Annotated in this window: 12 protein-coding genes; 2 read left to right on the top strand and 10 right to left on the bottom strand. The window is 43.7% G+C overall.

Features of this window, described 5'->3' with window-relative positions; genetic code table 11:
* Positions 1–62 precede the first annotated feature (62 nt).
* Positions 63–761, top strand: coding sequence for a hypothetical protein (locus tag DEO27_RS02460; protein WP_146749997.1), 699 nt, complete (start codon positions 63–65; stop codon positions 759–761).
* Between the two features lie 125 nt (positions 762–886).
* Positions 887–2,377: a glycoside hydrolase family 30 protein gene (locus DEO27_RS02455; RefSeq protein WP_112569384.1), complete on the top strand. Its 1,491-nt coding sequence runs from the start codon at positions 887–889 to the stop codon at positions 2,375–2,377.
* Between the two features lie 143 nt (positions 2,378–2,520).
* Here the strand turns inward: DEO27_RS02455 and DEO27_RS02450 are convergent, their stop codons facing one another.
* The 10 genes from DEO27_RS02450 to DEO27_RS02405 form a co-directional block, all read right to left on the bottom strand.
* The gene (locus DEO27_RS02450; RefSeq protein ID WP_112569382.1) at positions 2,521–4,359 is read right to left on the bottom strand and encodes a glycoside hydrolase family 35 protein; all 1,839 of its coding nucleotides are present in this window, start codon (positions 4,357–4,359) and stop codon (positions 2,521–2,523) included.
* A gap of 49 nt (positions 4,360–4,408) precedes the next feature.
* Positions 4,409–6,841 carry a glycoside hydrolase family 2 TIM barrel-domain containing protein gene (locus DEO27_RS02445; RefSeq protein ID WP_112569380.1) on the bottom strand — a complete coding sequence of 811 codons (2,433 nt, stop codon included), beginning with the start codon at positions 6,839–6,841 and terminating at the stop codon, positions 4,409–4,411.
* Between the two features lie 20 nt (positions 6,842–6,861).
* Positions 6,862–8,397: a glycoside hydrolase gene (locus tag DEO27_RS02440; RefSeq protein WP_112569378.1), complete on the bottom strand. Its 1,536-nt coding sequence runs from the start codon at positions 8,395–8,397 to the stop codon at positions 6,862–6,864.
* Positions 8,398–8,451: 54 nt separating this feature from the next.
* Positions 8,452–9,954, bottom strand: a complete 1,503-nt coding sequence (locus DEO27_RS02435; protein WP_112569376.1) for an RICIN domain-containing protein — start codon at positions 9,952–9,954, stop codon at positions 8,452–8,454.
* 74 nt (positions 9,955–10,028) lie between these two features.
* A complete protein-coding gene (locus DEO27_RS02430; RefSeq protein WP_112569374.1) occupies positions 10,029–11,732 on the bottom strand; it encodes a RagB/SusD family nutrient uptake outer membrane protein in 1,704 nt (567 codons plus the stop codon).
* A gap of 13 nt (positions 11,733–11,745) precedes the next feature.
* Positions 11,746–14,943, bottom strand: coding sequence for a SusC/RagA family TonB-linked outer membrane protein (locus DEO27_RS02425; RefSeq protein WP_223818145.1), 3,198 nt, complete (start codon positions 14,941–14,943; stop codon positions 11,746–11,748).
* Between the two features lie 479 nt (positions 14,944–15,422).
* Positions 15,423–19,613, bottom strand: coding sequence for a two-component regulator propeller domain-containing protein (locus tag DEO27_RS02420; RefSeq protein ID WP_112569372.1), 4,191 nt, complete (start codon positions 19,611–19,613; stop codon positions 15,423–15,425).
* Between the two features lie 272 nt (positions 19,614–19,885).
* The gene (gene idi, locus DEO27_RS02415; RefSeq protein WP_223818144.1) at positions 19,886–20,428 is read right to left on the bottom strand and encodes an isopentenyl-diphosphate Delta-isomerase; all 543 of its coding nucleotides are present in this window, start codon (positions 20,426–20,428) and stop codon (positions 19,886–19,888) included.
* Between the two features lie 79 nt (positions 20,429–20,507).
* On the bottom strand, positions 20,508–21,452 hold the full coding sequence (locus tag DEO27_RS02410; protein WP_223818143.1) for a bestrophin family protein: 945 nt from the start codon (positions 21,450–21,452) through the stop codon (positions 20,508–20,510).
* A gap of 64 nt (positions 21,453–21,516) precedes the next feature.
* Positions 21,517–22,953, bottom strand: a complete 1,437-nt coding sequence (locus DEO27_RS02405) for a SusD/RagB family nutrient-binding outer membrane lipoprotein (protein ID WP_112569370.1) — start codon at positions 22,951–22,953, stop codon at positions 21,517–21,519.
* Between the last annotated feature and the right edge of the window lie 5 nt (positions 22,954–22,958).

The raw sequence follows: 22,958 nt of genomic DNA, 5'->3' as shown, positions 1-22,958 counted from the left end.
TTGGGGTAGGCCACGTGAGCTATAAAATTTATTTGCCGGTTTGGATTTTTAACGCCTGTTTAATGATAACAACAGCTTGGAACCTTGGCGGCCACCAATTTAAAAGCAGTAACCGGGGCATAAAACAACAGGCTGCAGCGGCTTTGTTATTGTTTATACCATGGCTGCTATTTTCCATTTTCGCGGGTATGGGGCCACCGCCGGCTACATTGCGGGGCTGGGTTAATACGGCTGCCGAGCAGCAGATACGGTTTACTATACTGATTGTTGGTGGTATATCATTGGTGCTTGGCTCTGCTTTGTTAAAAGTAAAATTACAGGCCGCGGGCGAAAACCTGTATTCGGTAATGGCCGCGGCAGCTATCAACCTTGCAGTGCCGCTTTTTATCATCAACATGGCTTTTTGGGGGTATTTCCTGACAGACGCATTCAGGGTTTTTGTACAATTAAATGTTTCAAAACGCCCCGACTTATATGAGCCTATAAAAAGTTTATTTTACGTTATCAGTATAGCAGAAGTGTTATTGCTATACCTCGGCACGGTATTTTTTGCTGTTTCGCTCAAAATTACCGGGCTTTTTAATCCGGTGGCGTGCCGGTATTATGTTTTTTTCGGTTTAGCCGGCATTGTGCTGGTTGTATTACCTCCCAACTGGCCCGAGCCATTCGGCACCGCCGGGTATCTTGTTGCTATACCGGCTATTTCTTTCATCATGCCTTACCTTATTGGAGTAAATTTATTGAAAAAGATAAAAAATTAGCCTACATATTTTATTTACGCAATCGATTGCTAAAATGTCATATATTGTTTATTTTTAGATCGAAAACAACGGGCAACCCTATGCAGGTTCTTTTCTTTCAACCAATTACAATTTAAACTTAATATATGGGCAATAAACTAATCTTGCTGTACCGCGTACTACTGCTACCCGGTGTTCTTTTGGCTACAACATCTTCTGTACTCGCCCAAAACGGCGAATGGGTTTCAACCACAAGCACATCAAACTGGAACGTAAAGCATCAAATACCCGCCGCACAAAACGGTAAAACCGCGGATGCTGAAGTATTCACAGATAAAGCACTGCAAAAAATTGAGGGTTTTGGAGGCTGTTTTAACGAGCTTGGCTACACATCGTTGCAACTGTTGAGTAAAAAAGACAGGCAAACGATCATGAAGGAATTGTTTGCCCCCGGTTTTGGCGCAAACTTTACCATTTGCCGCATGCCTGTTGGCGCCAACGACTTTTCACTCGATTGGTATTCATATGACGAAACCGATGGCGATTTCGACCTGAAAAACTTTAGTATTGATCATGACCTTAAAACACTGATCCCGTTTATAAAGGAAGCGCAAAAGTACAATCCCAAGCTTGCTTTATGGGCATCACCATGGAGCCCGCCGCAATGGCTTAAGCTAAATAAACATTATGCAGCGGCCATGGTACCATCAAAAGAGGTAATCAAAAAATATGAAGCCAGCGGCCACAAACTTACCGGTATGGATTTTAGCAACGTAACCAACGGACTTGAACCCAACCAGGTGGGCAAAGAAGGTACCGATATGTTTGTACAGGATGATAAATATTTCACCACCTATGCCAATTACTTCGGCAAGTTTATTGACGCGTATAAAAAGCGGGGAATCAGCATTGGCATGGTAATGCCTCAAAATGAATTTAACTCAGCCCAGATCTTCCCAAGCTGCACCTGGACTGCTCACGGCCTGGCGAAGTTTGTAAGCTATCTTGGTCTGCAAATGCAGCAAAGGGGCGTAAAAGTATTTTTCGGCACCGATGAACGCCCTAATGAAAAACTGGCCGATACCGTATTAACCAATCCGGAAAGCAGCAAATTTGTAACGGGTATGGGCTTTCAATGGGCAGGTAAAGGCGCTATTGCAGGCATTCACAATCGCTACCCTAATCTTACCCTATATCAAAGCGAACAGGAATGTGGTGACGGACAAAACGACTGGAAATACTGCCGCTACACCTGGGACCTCATGAAGCACTATTTTAACAGCGGTGCAAACGCCTATATGTACTGGAATATTTCGCTGAACGAAGGCGGTATCAGTCACTGGGGATGGCACCAAAATTCATTGGTTAGCGTTGATACAACAGCCCGCACTTATAAATTTAATCACGAGTACTACCTGTTTAAACACCTGAGCCATTACGTAAAACCCGGCGCGGCCATGTTAAATACAAGTGGCGCATTCAACAATATGCTTGCTTTTAAAAACCCGGATAACAGTATTATACTGGTTGTGCAGAATGAAACAGAGACCGAAAAACAAGTTACTATCAAAGTAGGGAATAAAACCATCAGCCCGGTTTTAGAAGCTGATTCGTTCAATACATTTGTTGTAAATTAAACATCTGTCGCAGGTTTAGCAACAGTGTAACCTGTGACCCGGCATAACTGAAGCTTTCAGCTTCAGTCTTCAATCAAAATAAAAAAGGATGTCGCTCTCTGAAACGACATCCTTTTTTATTGGCTTAATAAATATTCACAAACCTATTTCGCTAAAACATCCAAAATAGGATGATCAATAGCATTTAACGTATTTTCTGATGGTTTGATCAGTTCGAGTACAGTAATTTCATTGTCGCCTTTCTTTAACCACTCAACGGGTACATAAACGGTTTGCTGCGGACCGTAATACCAGTAGCGACCTAAATTGTGCCCATTGATCCAAACAATACCTTTACCCCACTTACTCATATCAAGATAGGTATCCGCTAATTTATCAACCTTGAAAACAGCTTTTTTCAACTGAGGTGCGCTATTGGCCGTAACCTTTTTGACGGCCGGACTTGTATTCACTTTATTGATGTCATCAAACGGCAGCGAATACATTTTCCAGTTTTTAACTTCTGTTCCTGCAAAAAGTACTTTCTCTGTAATACCTTTTTTGTTTTTAAGCAGATAAGGGCCAAAATTGATACGACCAAGGTTTTCAACCAAAATATCCAGCGTTACTTTTCCTTTAGGCAGGGTAACCATCAGGCTATCCTGATATTTGCGCCTGTCAACAATACCTACACGTTTGCCATTTACATAAACGATACCATAATCGCGCAGGTCTTTCAATTTAAGCAGGCCCGATTTGCCGCCGCTAAGGGTTGTGCGGTACAATACAAAACCATAAGCCTGGTTCAGGTCTTCGAAAGTAAGCGGAGTACTGTTGATCTTTGCAGCCGGTAATATATCAAACAAACTGGTTGATTTAGTAAAGTTAATTGCAGGAAGGCTCATGGCCAGTTTAGCCGCCGGAACTTCGGGCAGGGTTACTCCTGCGGGCAGGTGTTTACTGATCACCGCCCTGAATTTCATAAATTTATCAGTAGCATTACCCGCCTCATCAAGCGGCGCATCATAGTCATAGCTGCTGATCTGCGGCTCATACGGGTTCTGATCGTTATAGTTTGCACCGTTCATGAAAGCACGTGTAGTACCGCCATGAAACATATACATGTTGATAGAAATACCGGCTGCCAATACCGAATCAAGTTTCGGAACGTATTTATCAGCCGGGATGGTATGGTGTGCGGTTCCCCACCAGTCAAACCAGGCCGGGTACCATTCGGCGATAAAGTAAGGGCCTTTGCCATTATAATTCTCGCTAATCAGCCTTTTAACTTTTGCCACATCATCAACTCCATTAATGGCAGGCAACAGGCCCGGTAAATGTCCATCTTTAATAGCGGGCTCAGGGTCACAGGTATAAAGCTGGCAATCAAAACCGGCATCAATGAACATTTTGCGGTTAAGCGCCAGATAATCTTTATCACTACCGTATGAGCCGTACTCGTTCTCTATCTGTACCATCAAAATATTGCCGCCATGGTTCACCAATAACGGAGATAATTGCTTACCAACTTCTGTAAGGTATTTTTTATAAGCCTCCAGATACTTCGGTTCCTTGCTGCGTACTACCAAGCCTTGCTCTTTCTCGAGCCAGTAAGGATAGCCGCCAAACTCCCATTCGGCACATACATAAGGGCTGGGACGTAATATTACCCAAAGGCCTTCTTCTTTGGCTATCTTCACAAACTCGGCTATATCATGGTTGCCCGTAAAATCATAGTGCCCTTTTTGTGGTTCGTGAACATTCCAGAATACATAGGTGCCAATGGTATTTAACCCCATAGCCTTAGCCATTTTCATCCGCTGACGCCAGGCCTCGCGCGGAACACGGGTATAATGCATTTCGCCCGAAATGATTTGCAAAGGCTTACCATCAAGCAAAAATGTAGTATCGCCCAGGGCAAAAGTGTGTTTAGTAGTTTGCGCATGCAATCTTGAGGATGCAAACAGGATAACAAAGAGGAACAATAATTTTATAAGCTTCATATATTGAAAAAATGCAGGAATTTTAATTCTTATCGATGATTTTGGGTGATTACTTTATGGTTAATGTTACGGTTGATAACTTAAGGCTACCCGCCCTTACTTGTACCTGCACCTTACCCGGCTTACCGGTAGTTTGCACATAGGCCAACAAGCGACCGTGTAATGCTTTACGTTGGTTAGACTGATAGTTTTCATGACTGCTGGTGCTACCGCTTTCTAATCCGAGCAACTTAGCGGGCCCGGTTACGGATACGGTTACCTCATCAGTGGCATTAAACACGGGATTGCCATCCTTATCGGTAATGTAAACCTCAATCTGGCTCAGGCCTTTTGTATTGGCCTTAAATGAGGCATTATCGGCTATGGTTTTAAGCTGCCAGGCATCACCTGCGGTTTTGATACTGTTGGTTGATACTTCAATACCGTTGTTGTAACCTTTCACAACCAATTCGCCGGGTTCATAATCAACCTGCCATGATGGTACCTGTCCCTTTGCAGCGCTACGGGATTGTTTCCCAAGCGATTTACCATTCAGGAACAACTCGGCTTCCTGGCAATTAGTAAAGCAATCAACCTTTATTTTGCCGCCCGGCTGCCAGTTCCAAACCGGTTCGGCAGTGCGATGGCTCCAGATGCCTTTATCCTCGGTACTGGTTATGGCACGCGCACCTACGTAAACCATTGGCTTGGCCGACCATAAACTTTGCCTGAAGAAATATTCCGGCTTTTTAAAGCCAGCCAAATCAACCAAACCGGCACCATTACTGCGCTGCGGCCATTTGCCGGCCTCGCCCAGGTAGTCGATACCAGTCCACAGGTACTGGGCCGAGATATATTCATTACTGTCAACGGCATTCCAGGCCTGTTGAGCCATACCGTTTTCGCTGCCATAAATAATTCGGTTGGGATATTTTTTGTGATCTTCTGGATAGCGGTATTCCTGGTAATTGTAGCCCACAACGTCAAGCGCTTCGGGATACCCTACCTCATTTGACATTACTACACCGGCCAACGCGGCTGTTACGGGACGTGTAGTGTCAACAGCTTTTACAGCTTTAACCAGCTGCTTAGCTATTGGTGTTAAGCCGCTTGCCGAAGGATGATCGGGCAGGTAACCTTTACCGTAGATCTGCGGGTTACGGCCGGTATTCAACACCTCATGGGTATAAGGATCATTAGGATAATCAATCTCATTACCGATACTCCACATAATGATTGAAGGATGGTTACGCGAACGTAATACCATGTCTGCAACGTCGCGATCTGCCCATGCCTTGAAATATTCGTGGTAGCCATTTTTTGATGGAGTACCTACATTCCAGCCGGCTACCCATTTATTTTTGCCTACTTCCCATTCGTCAAAGGCTTCGTCCATTACCAAAAAACCCATCTTATCGCATAAATCGTACAGATAATCTGCGTGGGGGTTGTGGCTTAACCTGAGCGAGTTTACCCCGGCATCTTTCAATATTTTAAGCCTGCGTACCCAAACTTCTTCAGGAACGGCTACACCCAGCGCCCCGGCATCGTCGTGGATACAAACGCCTTTAAGTTTGGTGCTTTTTTCATTTAAAAAGAAGCCTTTATCCTTATCAAAACGGATACTGCGGATCCCTACAGCTTGCGTTATTTCATCAAATGATTTGCCATTGCGGTTAAGTGATACCTGAAGTTTATAAAGGTTAGCTTTTTCGGTATCCCATAATTGGGGCGATGAAAGCTGCTGCTCAAACTCAACATCATGAACACCGGGTTTTACTTTTATCTGTTTCTGCAGAGCAGCAGCCGATTTTCCTTTTCCGTCGAACAGGTTTACCTTTACCAGCACAGCGGCATCTGTAGCGTTGCTATTGGTTACACTCACCTTAACTTTTACAGTAGCTTTATCTGCCGAAACATCGGGCGTAGTAAAAGCCACATCCCAGGGAGCAATGTGTACCGGATCTTTAACAATCAGGTATACATTACGATAAATACCCGAACCTGTGTACCACCTTGAATCGGCAAATTCGCTATGATCTACCCTTACAGCTATCGTATTCTTTCCACTTAAATTTAAATATTTGCTTAACTCGTATTGGAACGAGATAAAACCATTCGGGCGTTTGCCCAATGAATGCCCATTGATCCATACCTCGCTGTTTTTGTATACCCCATCAAAATAAACATAAACCTGCTTCCCTTTCCAGGCGGCATTACCGTTGAAGGTTTTTTTATACCAGCCAATTCCGCCTGGCAAATAACCGGTAGCACTTGCCCATTCATCGCTGAAAGGACCTTCAATGCTCCAGTCATGCGGCAGGTCTACGGTTTTCCATTGCGTTTCGGCAGCAGCGCCGCTGATACCCGTACCGATATCGCCTTTATGGAAACTCCAGGCCGAATTAAACAAAGCCGGTTTGCCATTACCCTGCGCCTTTACCAGGCCGGGAAGCAATAACATGCCGATTAAAAGAAGAAGCAGATAATTTATATTTTTCATGTTATGATAGGAATAAGATGCTACTTGATGACACCTGTAAGCGTGACAACGGAACGGGCTGGTATCACATTTTTATCACCGGTTATTTTACCGGGTTTAAGCTCATCTATCTGCGATGTCAGATACGATGTTGTAAGCTGAACTTTGCCACCATTGGTGTTAATTGCAGCGGTTACATCAGTAGTGCCAGGATTGATCACAACTACTGTTACATTTTTGCCGTTTTTAAATGCCGATACCAATAATGATTTGTCCTCTGCAGATGTTGAAACAGCAGCATCAACCCGCACAGCGCCGGGATTAACAAACCTGCTGTAGTTACCCATGGCCCAAAGCATTTTGCTGGTATAAAAATTACCGTCTGTTTTATTTTTATCTATGTAGATAAGACCATCTTTATAATCATAGGCAGAGATGGATGTCCACCATTGCCAGGCCGAAGCGTTAGCTACAGCAAGATCGGTATGGATCACCGATGCTAAATATAAGGCCGAGTTGATACCAAGATCGCGCTTGTTGCCATCAATTTCGCCGGCATTATCGCCCAAAATACAATATTCCGATTGCCAGAAATTAAGTCCGTTAACAGCCGCCACACTATCTGCAAGCGCAGTACGGGCTTTTACCGATGATGCCATTGGCGAAGTAGAAAAATAGCTATGTGCCGAAATAGTTTTGGCCACCGACGGCAAGTCGCCTATATAATTAGCCGATCCCGGTTTGAAAAAATCAGAGATCTGGCTGCCCTTACCCGGCTTATCGCCTTTGGTAAATAAATAGTTGATGCTTCCGGCTTCACCAACCAAAATCTTTGAACCTATCTTATTTTTAGTAAATTCTTTATCGATAGCCTTTATTACACCCGCTATCTCGGTGTTATTATATGGCGCACCTTCTTGTCCGCCATCGCTCCAATCCCACTGCGGCTCGTTTATCGGGCTTATATAATCAAATTTTACTTTGCTTACCTGCTCAACACCTTTAATTACTTTAGCTAAAAAAGTTGCATAGGCATCATATTTATCAGGAGCTATATTTACTTTACCGCCATTGGCGTATGATTTACCGTTGATGGTAAATTGTACCGGCGGACTATTATTAAAACCTAAAAACTGTTTAACCCCGCGTTGTTTGGCGGCTTTCAAAAACCAAACCTGCGCAGCCTGGTTTTGCCAGTTGTAACTTCCATCATTATTTAAAAATGATTCGGCCCGACGCCACTCGTCTTTGATACCGCTCCCTTCGCCCTGCTGGGTACTGCCTGCACCAATATTAAACCGCCAAAGCGATAAACCAATCCCTTTTGGCGAACCATCTGTATTGTTCTCCCTGCTAAAAAGCAAGTCGGCTATTTTGTTGCGCTTATCATCCGGCCAGTTGCCCACAAACTGGCATGACCAGGCATCAGAAGCGCCAAAATTGCTAATGGTTTGATACGTTTTTGAAAGGTTGATATCAATGGTAACCTCTTTTGTCTGACTGCTTGCCAAAGGGATATTAAGCCCTAAAACAGAAGCTGCCAACAGTACTTTTTTTATGGTAGTTTTTATTGTCATCTCATTTAAATCAACAAATAAAACAGCACTAAACCGTGCTGTTTTATTGCAATATTATTGTTGCACTATTTGCCATTGCTGGTTAGTAGCGCCGCTATATGGCCACTGAATGATGCCTGCACCATTTGTGGTTGAAGCCCCGTTAACATCAAGCGCAAGGCTGCTATTACGGTTAATTACTTTATAAATGCCATCGCTGGTAGCTGTAAGCTGCCATTGCTGGTTGTTGCCACCATTCCATGGCCATTGTATAATGCCCGCGCCGTTGGCTGTTGAGCTCATGTTAACATCAAGAGCTTGTGTACTGTTACGGTTAGTTATCTTGTAGTAGCCTCCACCGTTATTTGCAATAACCCATTGCTGGTTATTGCCCCCGTTTTGAGGCCATTGAATAATGCCCGCACCATTGGTTGTTGAGGCACCGTTAACATCAAGCGCCTGACCGCTGTTCACATTTAAGAACCTGTAATAGGCACCGGTATAAAATGTATCGGTACCGCCTGCCCCTACACCCCATGCATATTTAATGCGGCTTAAGCCCGACGCATTTGTTGTTGAAACGGTAAGGCTGGTACCTGTTCCGTTTAATTGCTGAATAGCATAGCTATCGCCGGTACGTACGCCAGGCCAGTAAACCGCCCCCATTCCGTAAGCACGTGCCTGGTTGGTTAAACCTTGCAGATAGGCTATTTCCTGGTCACCGCCAATAGCTCCGGTGTAGTTTTTACCGCCCGTCATCGGGATACCAAACTCGGTAAGCACCGCGCGGCTGCTGTAAGCTCCTATATTGCCTTTCAGGCGGTTTTCCCATTGTAGCGCCGTTGTAAGTGTGCCATTGCTGAAAAAGGTATAATCATGTATAGATAAAAGACAGCCCGAGAAACGGCTATCTGCTCCCACACCCGTAATATCCTGCGAATAAGAGGTACCGCTAATCAGGATCCTGCCTTGCGGAACCGATGGATAACTACTTAACCACTGGGCACAAATGGTTGTCCAGTCGGTTAATGAATAACCGTGCGGTTCATTAAAAATTTCAAAGTACACATGAGCATTGCTGCCGTATTTGGTAACTATGGTTTGCCACATCGACCAAAACTCGGTGGTGTTGTCAATCTTACCGTCTTCAGATGATTTGGCTTCCCAGTAACCCAGTATCACGTTCATGCCTTTGCTCAGGGCTTTATCAATAACACCGGTGTATGAATTCCACCAGGTTTGTGATACGGTTGAATAATTTACAGGCAGCCTTACCGTATTGGCCCCTGTATTGGTTTGTATGCCCGATAAAACGGCGTCAGCTTTAGCCGACACCGTGGCATAACTATCGGCAGACGTTAAACCGCTTAATACCAGTATCCCATCGCTAAAATTATCGCCGTCGGCTGCCCAGTTAACGCCTTTGAGCGCACTTGCCGGGGTTGAATCTGTGGTGACAATCTTATCTCCTGTTTTTATTTCATCCGGAGTTGATGATTGCTTTACAGCTACGATATCCTTTTTACACCCGGCCACCAAACAACACATCGCTAATAATAAAATACCTGCGTTCTTCATAATTTGCTATAGAGGTTATAATTGGGGAGAAAAAAGGGGGAAGAAAGAAGATCTTCCCCCGGAAATATTGGTTGTTAGTAACCTGGGTTTTGTTGTAATTGATTACCCGATGCCTGAATTTCGGCCCTTGGTATAGGTAACCAATAGTGCTTAGTCGCAAACATGCGACCATCCAAAGCCACCTTAGGGGTATAAACAAAACTACCGTTAGCGTTTTTGGTAATAATCACGCCACCAGCCGGTTTATTTTCGGTAACATCGGCAATTTTCCAGCGGCGTACATCGTAAAAGCGATGCTCTTCAAAAGCAAGTTCCACACGGCGTTCGTAACGTACGGCATCACGCATTTGTGATTGTGACATACCTACAGCCAAATCCGGCATGTTAACGCTTGGACGAGATCTGATCAGATTAATAGCCGTGCGAGCAGATAAGCTTGAGCCTGAAGGGATCACATCCGGCCCGTAAGCCTCGTTAGCCGCCTCAGCAAAGTTCAGCAGGATCTCAGCATAGCGGAAATAGATCCACGGCTGGAAACCGGCGTTGCCCCATGGATTTTGCAACGGATATGCGTCGTTCATGAATTTTTTAAGATAATAACCAGTTTTGGTAGTGTTCCAGTTATCAGGTCCGTCTTTACTGTCCTTACCACCCGGGATATATGAATCAACGGTTTGCCCACGATAAAGCGCGCCATTGTATAATACGGTAGCGGCAAACCTTGGATCGCGGTGGTCATACGGATGTGTTGGATCGTAGCCTGATGCTGGATCGGTAATGGCTTTACCATTGTCCATTTCATAATCATCAACCAGGTTTTGAAGCGGCGAATTACCGGCCCAGCCACCATAGCCGTTTGGTCCGTTGGCTATTTCAAGATGGGTGTGGTTAGCGTTTTTAGTATATAAACGTTCAAAAATGGCTTCATTGGTTTCGTTGGTCAAAAACAGGTTGCCGTAGCCTCCTGTATAGATACCATACTTGTTTAAACTGATAACAGCCTGCGCAGCGGTAACAGCATCAGCCCAGGTGCCGGCGGCATACAGCGGACTTGCCGCATAAAGCGTCAATCTCGATTTTAAAGCCAAAGCAGCACCTTTGGTGGCACGGCCTAAAAGCCAGCCGCCATCATTATTTAATGGCAACTTTGAAGCGGCATCATCAAGCTGAGCAACGGCGTAGTCAATACTCTCTTTTATTGAGGCACGTTTAAACAACGATGGGTCCTGTAAATTATCGGTAAGCTCTGATACCTTATCGCCTACTAAAACAACGCCGCCATAGTTACGGATCAGATCCTGGTAACGGAAAGCCCTGATAAATTTAAGCTCACCTTCCAAACGTGTTTTGCGTGGAGCACTAATTGTTATTTTTGGCAAAATACCCAAAGCATAATTACACTCCCTTATGCTACGGTAACTGCGTGCCCAAAGTACGCCAGCACCACCTAAGTTTTCGGGAGCTAATTGCCCTCTTTGAATAAGCCAGGTAGCATCATCGTTATTATAAATAGATTCGTCGGTTAAAGAGCTCCACATGCTGTATTCAAAACCGCGGCCAAAACCGGGGTTTGATCCATCGCCTTCTTTGTCCTGTAACCTTGCACCTATGTAACGGTTTGTTATAAATGCCTCAAATACAGCTGTATCTGTTTCTACGGCAACTGTAGAGATCCTGTCGGTGGCCTGCACGTTCAACAGATCTTTTTTACATGCTGTGATACTTAGCATAGCGCCGCATATCATCACATATAATGGGGTTTTATATTGTAGTTTCATTGTTATTTTCTAATTAAAATTTCACGTTAACACCCAGGTTAATAATTCTTTGCTGCGGGTAAAACTGGCCGCTGCCACTGGTTCCTTCCGGATCATAATCTTTCACCTTAGTGATGGTGAAGAGGTTAAACGCGCTTGCATAAACCCTTAAGCCGCCAAGCTTAATTTTTGAAAGGAATGGTGCGTTGAAATTGTAACCTAACTGCACATTCTTTAACCTCAGGAACGACGCGTCATTAAGCCAGAAAGTGTTATTATACAAACCACCGCTGATAGCGTTTGAAGCACGGTCGGTTACACGTGGATAGGTACCATTAGTGTTTGAAGCGCTAAACCGGTTATCTGCCCAGCTGCTGTAAAAGTTACCTACACTACCTGCTTCGGGTAATACATATTGGCTAACCTGAGCCTGGCCTGCAAACAGAACCGATAGGTCAAACCCTTTGTATGCGGCATTTACGCTAAAACCGTAAGTGATTTGCGGTATGTTACCATATTTGGTACGGGTTTGATCGTCGGCAGTTATTTGTCCGTCTTTATTGTAATCAAGATATTTCAGATCGCCTACTTTTGCTCCGGTTACGTGTGGATATGCGTCAAGTTCGGCCTGGGTACGGAAGATACCGATAGCATCATAAAGCAATGATGTACCCAATGGCAAACCTGTTTGACGCTGATAGCTCAAAGTACCGCTGGCTTCATCAATAAAGATGATCTTGCTTTTTGCGTAGGTTATGTTACCACTTACGCCCCAGCTAAACTCACGGCCTGTATGATTGTAACCTAAAGTTGCTTCAAAACCCTTGCTGTCTACTTTACCAATATTTTCAGAAGGTACTAACGGCGTATAAGTTGAAGAACCATCATTATATGGGTTCACGATACCTGAAGATCCCGGAAGAGAAGCGCTTCTGTTTGTAAGGATATCAGACCTTTTTTGCTGGAAATAAATAGCCTCAACAGTAAAATTGTGCAGGAAAGTGGCGTTGATACCAATATCCAGCTTTTTGGCAACCTCCCAGGTGATATTAGGATTGGCAAGTTTTACCAGGTTAACGTTAGGTTGCGCGGTGTTTGAACCACTTCCCGGGTCGGTTGCTACAAAACCATTGTTAACCAAAACGTAATTGTCAAAATATTGGAAACCATTTACGTTATCGTTACCTAATGAACCGTAAGAAGCCCTGATTTTCAGGTCATCAAAAAAGTTAACGCTGTTTTTAAACCAGTCTTCTTTTGAGATTCTCCAACCTACTGATGCAGAAGGGAAGTAACCCCATTGTTTACCCGGAGGGAAAATTGAGCTACCATCTGCACGGAACTGGCCTTCAAATAAATATTTCTCGTCATAAGCATATGCCACACGGCTGATTACGCTTCGGCGGTTATAGTTTGAGCTATAACCTGAGTTAAGGTAATCAGTAGCAGCACCTCCACCCTGTGAAAGTTCAGGTAATTGTGATGATAGGTAGTTAAAGCGTGTTGCATCAAAATACTCCAAATGGTTTTTGCTTTGCTCATAACCAACAAACGCGTTGATATCATGCAAACCGAACTTGCGTACAAAATTCAATTTAATGTTTGAAGTGATAAGCGACTGGTTATTCTGCGATTCGAACAGCGTTGCCTTGTTATTATTACCGCCAACAATTACAGGTGAATAAATCTGCGTAACTGCGCTGTAACTGTAAAGGTTATATGGTTTGCTGAAGTTTTTATCAAAAGCATTAGACTTATCTACCGAGAAGAAACCATCTAATGAAAGACCTTCAATACCCGGAATGGAGTAACTGCCTCTCAAAATACCGTTGAAAACTTGTGTAGGATTATTGTTGGTACCGCCCAGATCAGTTACCTGTACAGCAGGGTTGTTGTTTTCGATACCTGTTGTTGGCAAGCCATTAGGGTAATATGCAGCAACGATAGGTTTTGCGCGATAAACAGAACGGAAAAGATCGCCTGCACCGGTTACAGGGAACTGCCTGTCTTCCTGGCGACCAGATAATGATAATCCTATTTTTAAGCGTTTAGTAACATTTGCATCAATGTTTGAGCGGAAATTGTATTGATGATATTTAGTAACACCGCTTTTGTAAATACCATCCTGATACAATGTACCCAGCGAAACGAAGTATTTTACATCTTCAGAACCGCCGTTTACTGATAAGCTATGCTGATTTTGCAGCGCAGTGCCTTTAAGCGTTTGCTTTTCCCAATCAGTATTTGGGTAGTTCAACGGATCCGATCCGTCTTTGAATTTTTGGATCTGATCGGCAGTGTATGCCTGGTTGGGGCCGCCGTTCGGGTTCGAATCGAGATTGATCTCGTTCATGATCTGGGCATAAGTTGCTGCATCAGCCATTTTTGGCAGGCGGGTTGGCGAAGCAAAGCCCTGGTTAAAGCTGTAATTGATCGTTGGCTTACCTGTTTTACCACGTTTGGTGGTGATCAGGATAACACCGTTTGCTGCACGGTTACCGTAAATAGCTGCCGACGCATCCTTCAATACCGACATGCTTTCGATATCGTTAGGGTCGAGCCTTTCCAAACCACCTATCTGGCCTGGGATACCATCAACTACGATAAGCACGTTATTGCTGCCCGTTGTAGCCAAACCACGCACAGTGATGTTTGAACCATCATAACCAGGCTCACCGCTACGGTTGTTAACAATAACACCCGAAAAACGACCGGCGATTGAGTTAGATAAATTGGGCTGAGGACTTTTTACCAGTTCTGCACCTTTTACCTGCGATATTGAACCTGTTAAGGTTGCTTTTTTCTGGGTGCCGTAACCTACAACTACCACCTCATTCAATGATTTTGAATCGGCTGTTAATTGTACGTTAATAGTGGTTTGTCCGTTAAGAACTACCTCCTGAGATGTGTAGCCAATATAGCTAAACACCAGCGTGCCCGATGATGCATTTGGTACGTTAAGGTTGAATTTACCATTAATGTCGGTAACTACACCTGTTGATGTACCTTTAAGTGCCACGCTTACACCTGGTAATGTTTCGCCTTTTTCATCGGTAACTTTACCGGTAATCCTGGCATCGGGAAGGCGCTGTTCATTAACAGTACCCGCAAAGGCCATTACAGGCATTTGTACCGTAGCGAAACAAGCTACAGCCATGCTGGCCGCAACGACGAAAAAGCGGGGTGATCTTTTCCAATGAGGAGAATCCTTTTCGAGTAAATTTGGTTTCATATGGTTTTAAAAAATTGGTTTTTTAATCGGTAAAAACCTTGCTGCTGCGAAGCGCATAAAACTGGAAAACAGATTGGGTATTGATTAACTACCGCCTCCTTTTTCCTGGTAACTTTCATGCACAGTACAAAAGTTTGGTTTAAACCTTGGTTATTGGTAGGGCTAAATTGCGTTTTAAAGCCAAAAAGAGTGAGGGGTAAATTCTGATTATGACAGGGGGTATTTCATCAAAAAGCCCAAAAAAACAGTGATTTTGAGGCTTTTTGGACAGGGGGTAAATCAATACAACAAGGGGGACAAAAATATAACACCGTATTTACCCCCCTGACTTCGCTTTGTTTCCCCCCTTCCTTCCACCTGGCGGAAACAAGGGATTTTAGGAAAAAGCGTATTAGTCTTTTACGCTATTATAGAAAAGCCAAAAACAGCTCATGCAGCAAAGCGCAGACCGGGAGAGTAAACAATTACATAGCCTCTGATTAGCTTTCCCTGATCACATCCCGGTTCACGTTATAATTGTTGTGAAAGGGTTTACGATATTTTTTAATATAGTCTGAAGGGTTTATGCCAAACAGCTTATTGAATTGCTCCCTGAAGTATTTCAAATCATTTAGGCCAACCTTGTATGCAGTTTCATAAACCGTACTATCGGTGGTAAGCAAAATCTCCGCGGCTTTACGTAAGCGGATAAAGCGAATAAAACTGTTTGCCGATTGCCCCGAGATTGATTTGATTCGTTTGTATAAATTGGAGTGGCTCATGCCTATTTCGGCAGCAAGGGTTTTGATGCTGAAATCAGGATCAGTTAAATGCTGCTCAACTATCTGCAAGCATTTTTCCAGAAACTCTTTATATTCCTGCGAAATCTTAAGGTCGTTCGATTTATTAAGTGTTATCTCATTATAGAAATACTTCTGAAGGTTGTTCCGGCTTTTCAGGATACCATTCACCCTCGCTACCAGGATCTCCTTTTCAAACGGCTTGCTGATGTAATCATCGGCACCGCCCTCAATACCTTTGAGCTTTATCTCTGGTGAAGAACTGGCGGTAAGCAATATCACCGGAATGTGGTTCAAAACAGCATCTTCCTTAATGCGGCTGCACACCTCAATACCGCTTAATCCCTGCATCATTACATCGCTTATCACGATATCAGGCACCAGGTGATACACCAGCTCCAGGCCATCGGTGCCATTGTCGGCCTCAAAAATTTCAAATTCGCCGCTAAAGATCTGTTTAAGATAAGTCCGGATCTGCTGGTTATCATCAATCAACAGCATAGTTTTGGTGTCCGAACTTAAAGCTTCGGAGTTTTTTGCTGCTACTGCTGTGTTTTCAGCCTCAACCGTAACCAATTCGCCTTTATTTTCCATTAGCTCATCCAGGAACACCGAAGTTTCGGCAACGTCCTCAAAAATAAACTGCTGACCAAAGTGTTCCTTTCCTTTTAATAATGACACGTGGAATGTTGTGCCCTGATCCTGTTTGCTGGTATAAGTAATGGTTCCTTTATGATGCTCAATAAAGGCCTTAACCAGGTAAAGCCCAATGCCAAAACCACCGGCCAAAGGCGCCGAATTTTGCAGCTGATAAAATTTACCGAACAACTCATCGCCTGTTCCTTCGGCAATGCCACAGCCGCTATCTTTAATGTTGATAGTAATACCATTACCGGTATCATTTATGGTACAAGTTACCAGGCCAAAATCAGGCGTAAATTTCAAGGCATTCGAGATCAGGTTAAACAATGCTATCTCCATCTTCTCCCTATCTGCGTAAATCTCTATCGTATCCTTTTCGCTTATAAAGTCAAACTGGATATGTTTGGTGCGCGCCTGGTGGTTAAAACATAAAAACACCTCATGGCACAGCGATACGATGTTAAGCCGCACAATTTTAAGCTTATCGGTATCACTTTCGGCCTTTCTGAACAGCAACAATTGATCAACCAGGCTCAGCAAGCGACGTGCGTTTTTGTAAATGATGTGCAGGTTACCTGCATCATCAGTAGCCTCGCTTTTGCCAAACAGCATATCCTTTACCGGATTAATGATAAGCGTTAAAGGCGTGCGGAACTCATGCGATATATTAGTAAAGAACGAAAGCTTACGCTCATTAAGTTCCTTATCCTTCTCGGCCGAAAGCTGGGCTACCTTAACCTCATATTTAAGTCTGGTTTGGCGGCTTTTGTATAAAATGTAGTAATAAGTAACAAGGCCTGCGGCAGCTATATAAATTAAATAAGCCCACCATGTTTTATACCATGGCGGCAAAATTTTAACCTGCAAGGTTGCACAATTATCAAACCATAAGCCGTCCTGGTTAGATGCTTTTACCCTAAATGTATAAACGCCAGGCTCAAGATAACGATAGGTAGCCAGGCGCTGATCGCCAACGTAGTTCCAGGTTTTATCCAAACCATCCAGTTTATATGCAAAACCGCCCTTATCCGGATAAGTATAATTCAGTGAAGCATACTGAATGGAAAATACCGACTGATCCGGCCCCAGCGTGATCTGCTGGGTTTCGTTAATGGCCTGGGTTAACACGGTGCGGTTTTTATCCTGCTCACCAACCTCAACCTGTTTACCAAAGATCTGGAGCCCTGTTATGATCACTTTGGGCTGATAATTGCTTTTGTTCACTTTGGCGGGGTCAAAAAAGTTAAGCCCTTCAGTTCCGCCAAAATAAACGAGGCTGTTATCTGCATCAAACAAAACAGAGCCGGCGTTAAACTGGCCGGCCTGTAAACCATCGGACTGGTCGTAATTTAGGATTTTCCCGGTTGCCGGGTTTAAATTTGACAAGCCTTTGTTGGTGCTCATCCACAAGGTACCATCAGCCACTTCTTTAAACGCAGAAACCGTATTATTGGCAAGGCCGTTTGTTTCATTAAACTTCTTGAATACACGCTTTTTCAGATCGTAAGCTATCAGCCCATCACCTTCGGTAGCTATCCACAGGCGGCGATATTTATCTACGTAAAGCGAAAATATCACCTGTCCCGGCAGGTTATTCCTTTCATCAATTGGTGTAAAATACCTGCTGAACTTTTTTTGCCGGATGTCATAAAAATCCAGCCCACCGCCGTAAGTACCTATCCACAGGTTGCCTTGTTCATCTTCGGTAATGGCCCGCACATCATAGGCTGTGAGCCCACTGTTTGCCGGGGTAAAATTGCTGAAGGTTTTACTAACCGGATCAAATAAGCTTAAACCGCCGCCATTGGTGCCAATCCAGATATTTTTACGGCTATCCTGATAAATTACTCTTACATCGTTACCTCCAAGACTTTTGCTGTCGCTTGCGTTATGGGCGTATGAGGTAAACGAATCTGTTTTTTTGTTATAAAGCAGTAAGCCTTTAGCATAAGTGCCAAACCAAACATTTCCGTTGCTATCGGTATAACCATATAAAATGGCATTATCTGTAATGCTGCCTGCCCGTCCATCGGCTTTGTATTGTTTGATAAGCGTGCCGTTTCTACTGGTTTTAAAAAGACCTTCACCGTCGGTTCCGAGCCATAAAAAGCCATCGCGGTCCTGGCACATGCCATAAAACCTTATCGGGCTTTCGCCGCTGGTTTCGTATTTCTTTTTAGTGATCAGCGAAAACTTTTCTTTAATGCTACTGATCATGTAGATGCCATCGCCGTAGGTACCTACCCAAACGTTCTTATCCTTATCAATAAAAAGCGTTTGTACCGAGCGTTGGGTAAGATAAAAACCATCATCGCCGGTTACGGGCTGCAAAAAGTAATTGGCAGTGTTAAAGTTTGGATTTGAACCTATATTGAGTTTAAAAAGTCCCCCATCCTGCAGGCCAACAAGCAGTTGGTTATCATTATCTTCATTAACTGAGATATATCTTTTACTTTTAATACCAGGCTGATTGGCTTGCAGCAAGGTAAACTTGTTAGTCTGGCGATTATAATAAATAAGTCCGCTGCCGGTAGCTATCCAGATGTTATGAAAATGGTCTTCAAAAATATCATTGATCCGGGTAGTGGGCAGATTAGCAATTTGAGGCGTTAAACCATCGGCTTTGCTAATCAGGCCGCCTTTATGCCTGAATATGTTAATGTTACCTTCCTGTGTTCCCACCCATAACAAACCTTTAGAATCTTCAAACAAACAAATTACACGGTTACTTGCTAAGCGGGGTAGGTTGATCTGGGTGTAGTTAATGAAGCTGGCGGTTTTGATATCAAAGTAAGAGAAGCCCAGGTTGTAAGATGTGATCCACAGGTTACCGTCATGACTTTGGGTGATATTGCCGATATCACTCTTTACCGCTCTGCTAAGCTTCAATTTATAGTGCACAAACTTTTCGGTACGGGTATCCAGTTTGCTTAAGCCGTTGCGTGATGACGCCCAGATATTACCATGCACATCGCACAAAACTTTTTGCACATAATTACTGGCCAGGGCGGTTGAATCGCCGGCGCGCGATTTAAAAACCTTAAAGGTAGTGCCATCAAAACGGTTAAGCCCATCATTGGTGGCAAACCACATAAAGCCCTTATCATCCTGGGTAATGCTGTTTACAATGCCAAAAGAAAGACCATTTTTTAAAGAATAGTTGAGGATCTTGTTTTTGATGGGCGACTGGGCATGAGCCAAAGAAATGATCAAAAAAAGAACAATACAAAATAAGGATCCCTTTTTCATGAACGCGTTGCAGGCTGTAATTACACAATAATTGGTATTTTAAAGCTACTTAATTAATTGTTGAAAGTACAATAATATTATCAACATGTAAAATACCCGTTACAAAAAAAGATCAATTCGTCCTGATTATAAGAAAATTGGCGTGTTGATTAAAGCCTGCTGCTCAGGGTAGCACCTACGGCGCAAAAGACTGCTACTATGCTTTTTCTACAAATAGGTAGCGCCTACGGCGCATATCTTCAAAATGTGTGTATGGTGGTTTAGGGGTTGGATTATTTCTCCTCGGATACCGCTAACTGCTTATAATGTGTCATCACCTCATCAAAGCAAATTGCCAGCCAGCGGGTATAATCACCGGGATTATTTTCCAATTCGGTTGCCAGCTGGGGCATGGTTATGTATTTAAATGATGATACCTCATCGGGATTAGGTACAGGCAATTCATCAGTAATACCAAAGAAAACATGATCATACTCGTTTTCAATAATATCATCCTGAATGGTGGTGCAGTATATAAAAGAGAAAACAAAGCTGAGCTCACTTGTCATTCCCATCTCTTCCTGTAACCTTCTGTGTGCCGCATCAATGTTGGTTTCGCCGGGCTTTGGGTGACTGCAGCAGGTATTTGTCCATTTGCCGCCTGAGTGATATTTATTGTCAGCACGCTTTTGTAATAACAGCTCGCCTTTTTTATTGAATATAAAAACAGAAAACGCACGGTGCAGCTTGCCCTGAATATGCGCCTCCATTTTTTCCATAGTACCTGTTTCCTGATCATCGCGATCAACCAAAATCACAGTTTCTTCTATTTTCACTCGCTATTATTTGATGTTGCCTTATTTATGAGAAACGCTCATCTCCGGCTTTTTGTTATTTTATTTTTGTTAGATGGCTTTAGTCGATGATTCTTTGTTCAACTTCCCTATTATCCGGTAGTGGTTTCCCGGCTATTTCAAGCAATGTGGTTTCTATCATCCGGCACATGGCATTTAAGGCAAGGTCGTTAGCCTCCGTTCCGAAAGGTTCTTCAATTTCATCGGCAATTGCCTCAAAGGCTACAAAGGTATAGGCTATAAACACCACAATCAGCGGTGTAAGCCAGCCCAGGCTATCAACCAAACCAAAGGGCAGCATAAAACAGTAAAGATAAACCGTACGGTGCAGCAATACCCGGTAACTATACGGAATAGGCGTTGAAGCTATCCGTTCGCAACCGCCAACAATGTCTGACAGCTTATTGAAACTTTCCTCAAATGAAACCTGTATAATGGAGTCGATTTTCCCTTGCGCCTTGACCATACGTACCCAGCTCCCCATTTCGCTCAATAGCATAATGGGTTTATATTTAGCGTTGCCTATTCGTAAAGCTAAATCGGCGGGTAACATCTGTTCAAGATCAGCTTTGGTATCAGTGCCTCGTAATTGATGCTTAAGGCTGTATGTTAAAGCAATGAGCAGTTTAACAAAGGCCTGCGGTTCCTGGTCGGCTGTTTGATAGCCCGTGGTGGAGAAAGCCTGCCTCGCAAGTGATCGGGTGTCATTTAACAAGGCTCCCCATAATTTTCGACCTTCCCAAAACCTGTCATAACTGGCATTGTTCCGGAAACCTAAAAACAGGGCAAGTGCTAAACCAAATAAGGTAAACGGTGCCGGGTTTAAAGGTACCTTGAACGAAAACAGGGAACCGTGCAGGTATACTATAATTACCGATAATACTAACAATAAACCCAGGCGGGGCAACAATCGGGGCAGTACAGAACCATGCCAGATAAACAGCATCCTGAACCAATGCTCTTTCTTCCTGATAATCATGCTGCAAATTTCAGCTTTATTTTCCATAAAAAAACGGATTTCCCGTTGGGGGAACCCGTTTTTAAGTTTATTTAATAAAACTATGTTTTGTTTAGTTCACATCAAACCAAAGCTTGGTGGTAAGCGCATCGGCTCCTTGAGCGGCAACTGCTGCCTGATAACTGGTTTTGTTCAGTGATTGCTCGGTTCCCGGATAGATAAACCTTACCGGTATTTTACCATTCAGTGTGCCTGCAACAGCGGGTTGCAATTGCGGATAATCAAGCCTGCGCCATTCGGTCCAGCCTTCCAGGCCCTGGCCAAACAGAGCTATCCATTTTTGCTCGCCAATTGATTTTTTATAGTTAGATGCATCGTATTTAACAGCCGCCTGTGATACATAAGTGGCAATATCCGCAGAAGCAATACTGTATTGCGACAATGCCGCTGTAACCGCCTGATTATATAAAGATGCAGCATCTTCGGTAGTAAAACCACGGGCGGCTGCCTCTGCCCTGTCAAACAAACTTTCGGCATAACTTAAAATAACAGCCGGGGCATGCGGAGCGCGGAAATAAGTGCCCGGTTTTGAAGTTTTGGTAAAGCCATAGTTGCTGGCATCCCCCACTAATAAACCATTTGGCAAGCCAACATAGGTTTGCGGTGTAGCATCCTGCGTTGGAGCAGCATAAATAGGTAAGCGCGGATCTTTGAGTGCAAACAGCTTGTCAACTATAGTTTTGCTGATACGGTAGTCATCGCGGGTATCAAACAGGTTGCTCACCGGGTTTTGGTTTGGCGAATCAAGGTAAACCAACTGCGCGGTCTCAGCATTTGAGCTGATATACGAGCCTCCTTCTGCTTTGATATCATCCAGTACCTGTTTAGCTTTGGCAGGTTCCCTATCGGCAATGCGTAAAGCAATACGAAGCCTTAAAGAGTTGGCGAACTTTTTCCATGATGTAATATTATTGCTGTAAATCACATCGCCTGCTATGGCTTTGCCTGAAGGATCAAGTGCAGCCTGAGCAGCTTTCAGGTCATCCAGCAAAGCAAAATAAACATCTTTCTGAGCATCATAAGCAGGGGTAAGATACTGATCGATATTGGCCGCCTGTTTATAAGGAATATTGCCGTAAGCCTCGGTTAATAAACTGAATGTCCACGAGCGTAATATCAAGGCAACACCTTTATAGTTGGTATTACCCTGGGCATCGGCAAGTTTGATGATTTGGTTAAGGTTTACAATACTTTTAGCATAACCTGTACTCCAGAGTTCTTCAAACGCGCTGCTGGCATAAATATACCTGTCGGGATCAGTGTATTGAATTTTTGACCAGTACTGCACAAAAAGCAAGCTGGCATCCATGTTATTGGCTACGCCCCAATAGGTATCGGCCGTTGCTTTGGTAGCGGCGGTCAACAGGTAATCGGGCTGTGCTATTTGCGAGCCGTTCGGGTTTTGGTTGATCTTTAACAGATCCTTTTTGCACGATGTTACCGATAATAAAACCGCGGCGGATAATATGCTGATATATTTAAGTTTCATGATGT

Source organism: Mucilaginibacter rubeus (assembly GCF_003286415.2).
GTDB classification, from domain to species: domain Bacteria; phylum Bacteroidota; class Bacteroidia; order Sphingobacteriales; family Sphingobacteriaceae; genus Mucilaginibacter; species Mucilaginibacter rubeus_A.
The sequence above is the reverse complement of the archived record's forward strand: the minus strand, read 5'-3'. Positions and strand labels throughout refer to the sequence as shown.

Excerpts from the sequence above, each read along its gene's own strand:
- DEO27_RS02460 (WP_146749997.1), top strand. The coding sequence starts at position 63 with ATGATAACAACAGCTTGGAACCTTGGCGGCCACCAATTTAAAAGCAGT.
- DEO27_RS02455 (WP_112569384.1), top strand. The coding sequence starts at position 887 with ATGGGCAATAAACTAATCTTGCTGTACCGCGTACTACTGCTACCCGGT.
- DEO27_RS02450 (WP_112569382.1), bottom strand. The coding sequence starts at position 4,359 with ATGAAGCTTATAAAATTATTGTTCCTCTTTGTTATCCTGTTTGCATCC.
- DEO27_RS02445 (WP_112569380.1), bottom strand. The coding sequence starts at position 6,841 with ATGAAAAATATAAATTATCTGCTTCTTCTTTTAATCGGCATGTTATTG.
- DEO27_RS02440 (WP_112569378.1), bottom strand. The coding sequence starts at position 8,397 with ATGACAATAAAAACTACCATAAAAAAAGTACTGTTGGCAGCTTCTGTT.
- DEO27_RS02435 (WP_112569376.1), bottom strand. The coding sequence starts at position 9,954 with ATGAAGAACGCAGGTATTTTATTATTAGCGATGTGTTGTTTGGTGGCC.
- DEO27_RS02430 (WP_112569374.1), bottom strand. The coding sequence starts at position 11,732 with ATGAAACTACAATATAAAACCCCATTATATGTGATGATATGCGGCGCT.
- DEO27_RS02425 (WP_223818145.1), bottom strand. The coding sequence starts at position 14,943 with ATGAAACCAAATTTACTCGAAAAGGATTCTCCTCATTGGAAAAGATCA.
- DEO27_RS02420 (WP_112569372.1), bottom strand. The coding sequence starts at position 19,613 with ATGAAAAAGGGATCCTTATTTTGTATTGTTCTTTTTTTGATCATTTCT.
- DEO27_RS02410 (WP_223818143.1), bottom strand. The coding sequence starts at position 21,452 with ATGGAAAATAAAGCTGAAATTTGCAGCATGATTATCAGGAAGAAAGAG.
- DEO27_RS02405 (WP_112569370.1), bottom strand. The coding sequence starts at position 22,953 with ATGAAACTTAAATATATCAGCATATTATCCGCCGCGGTTTTATTATCG.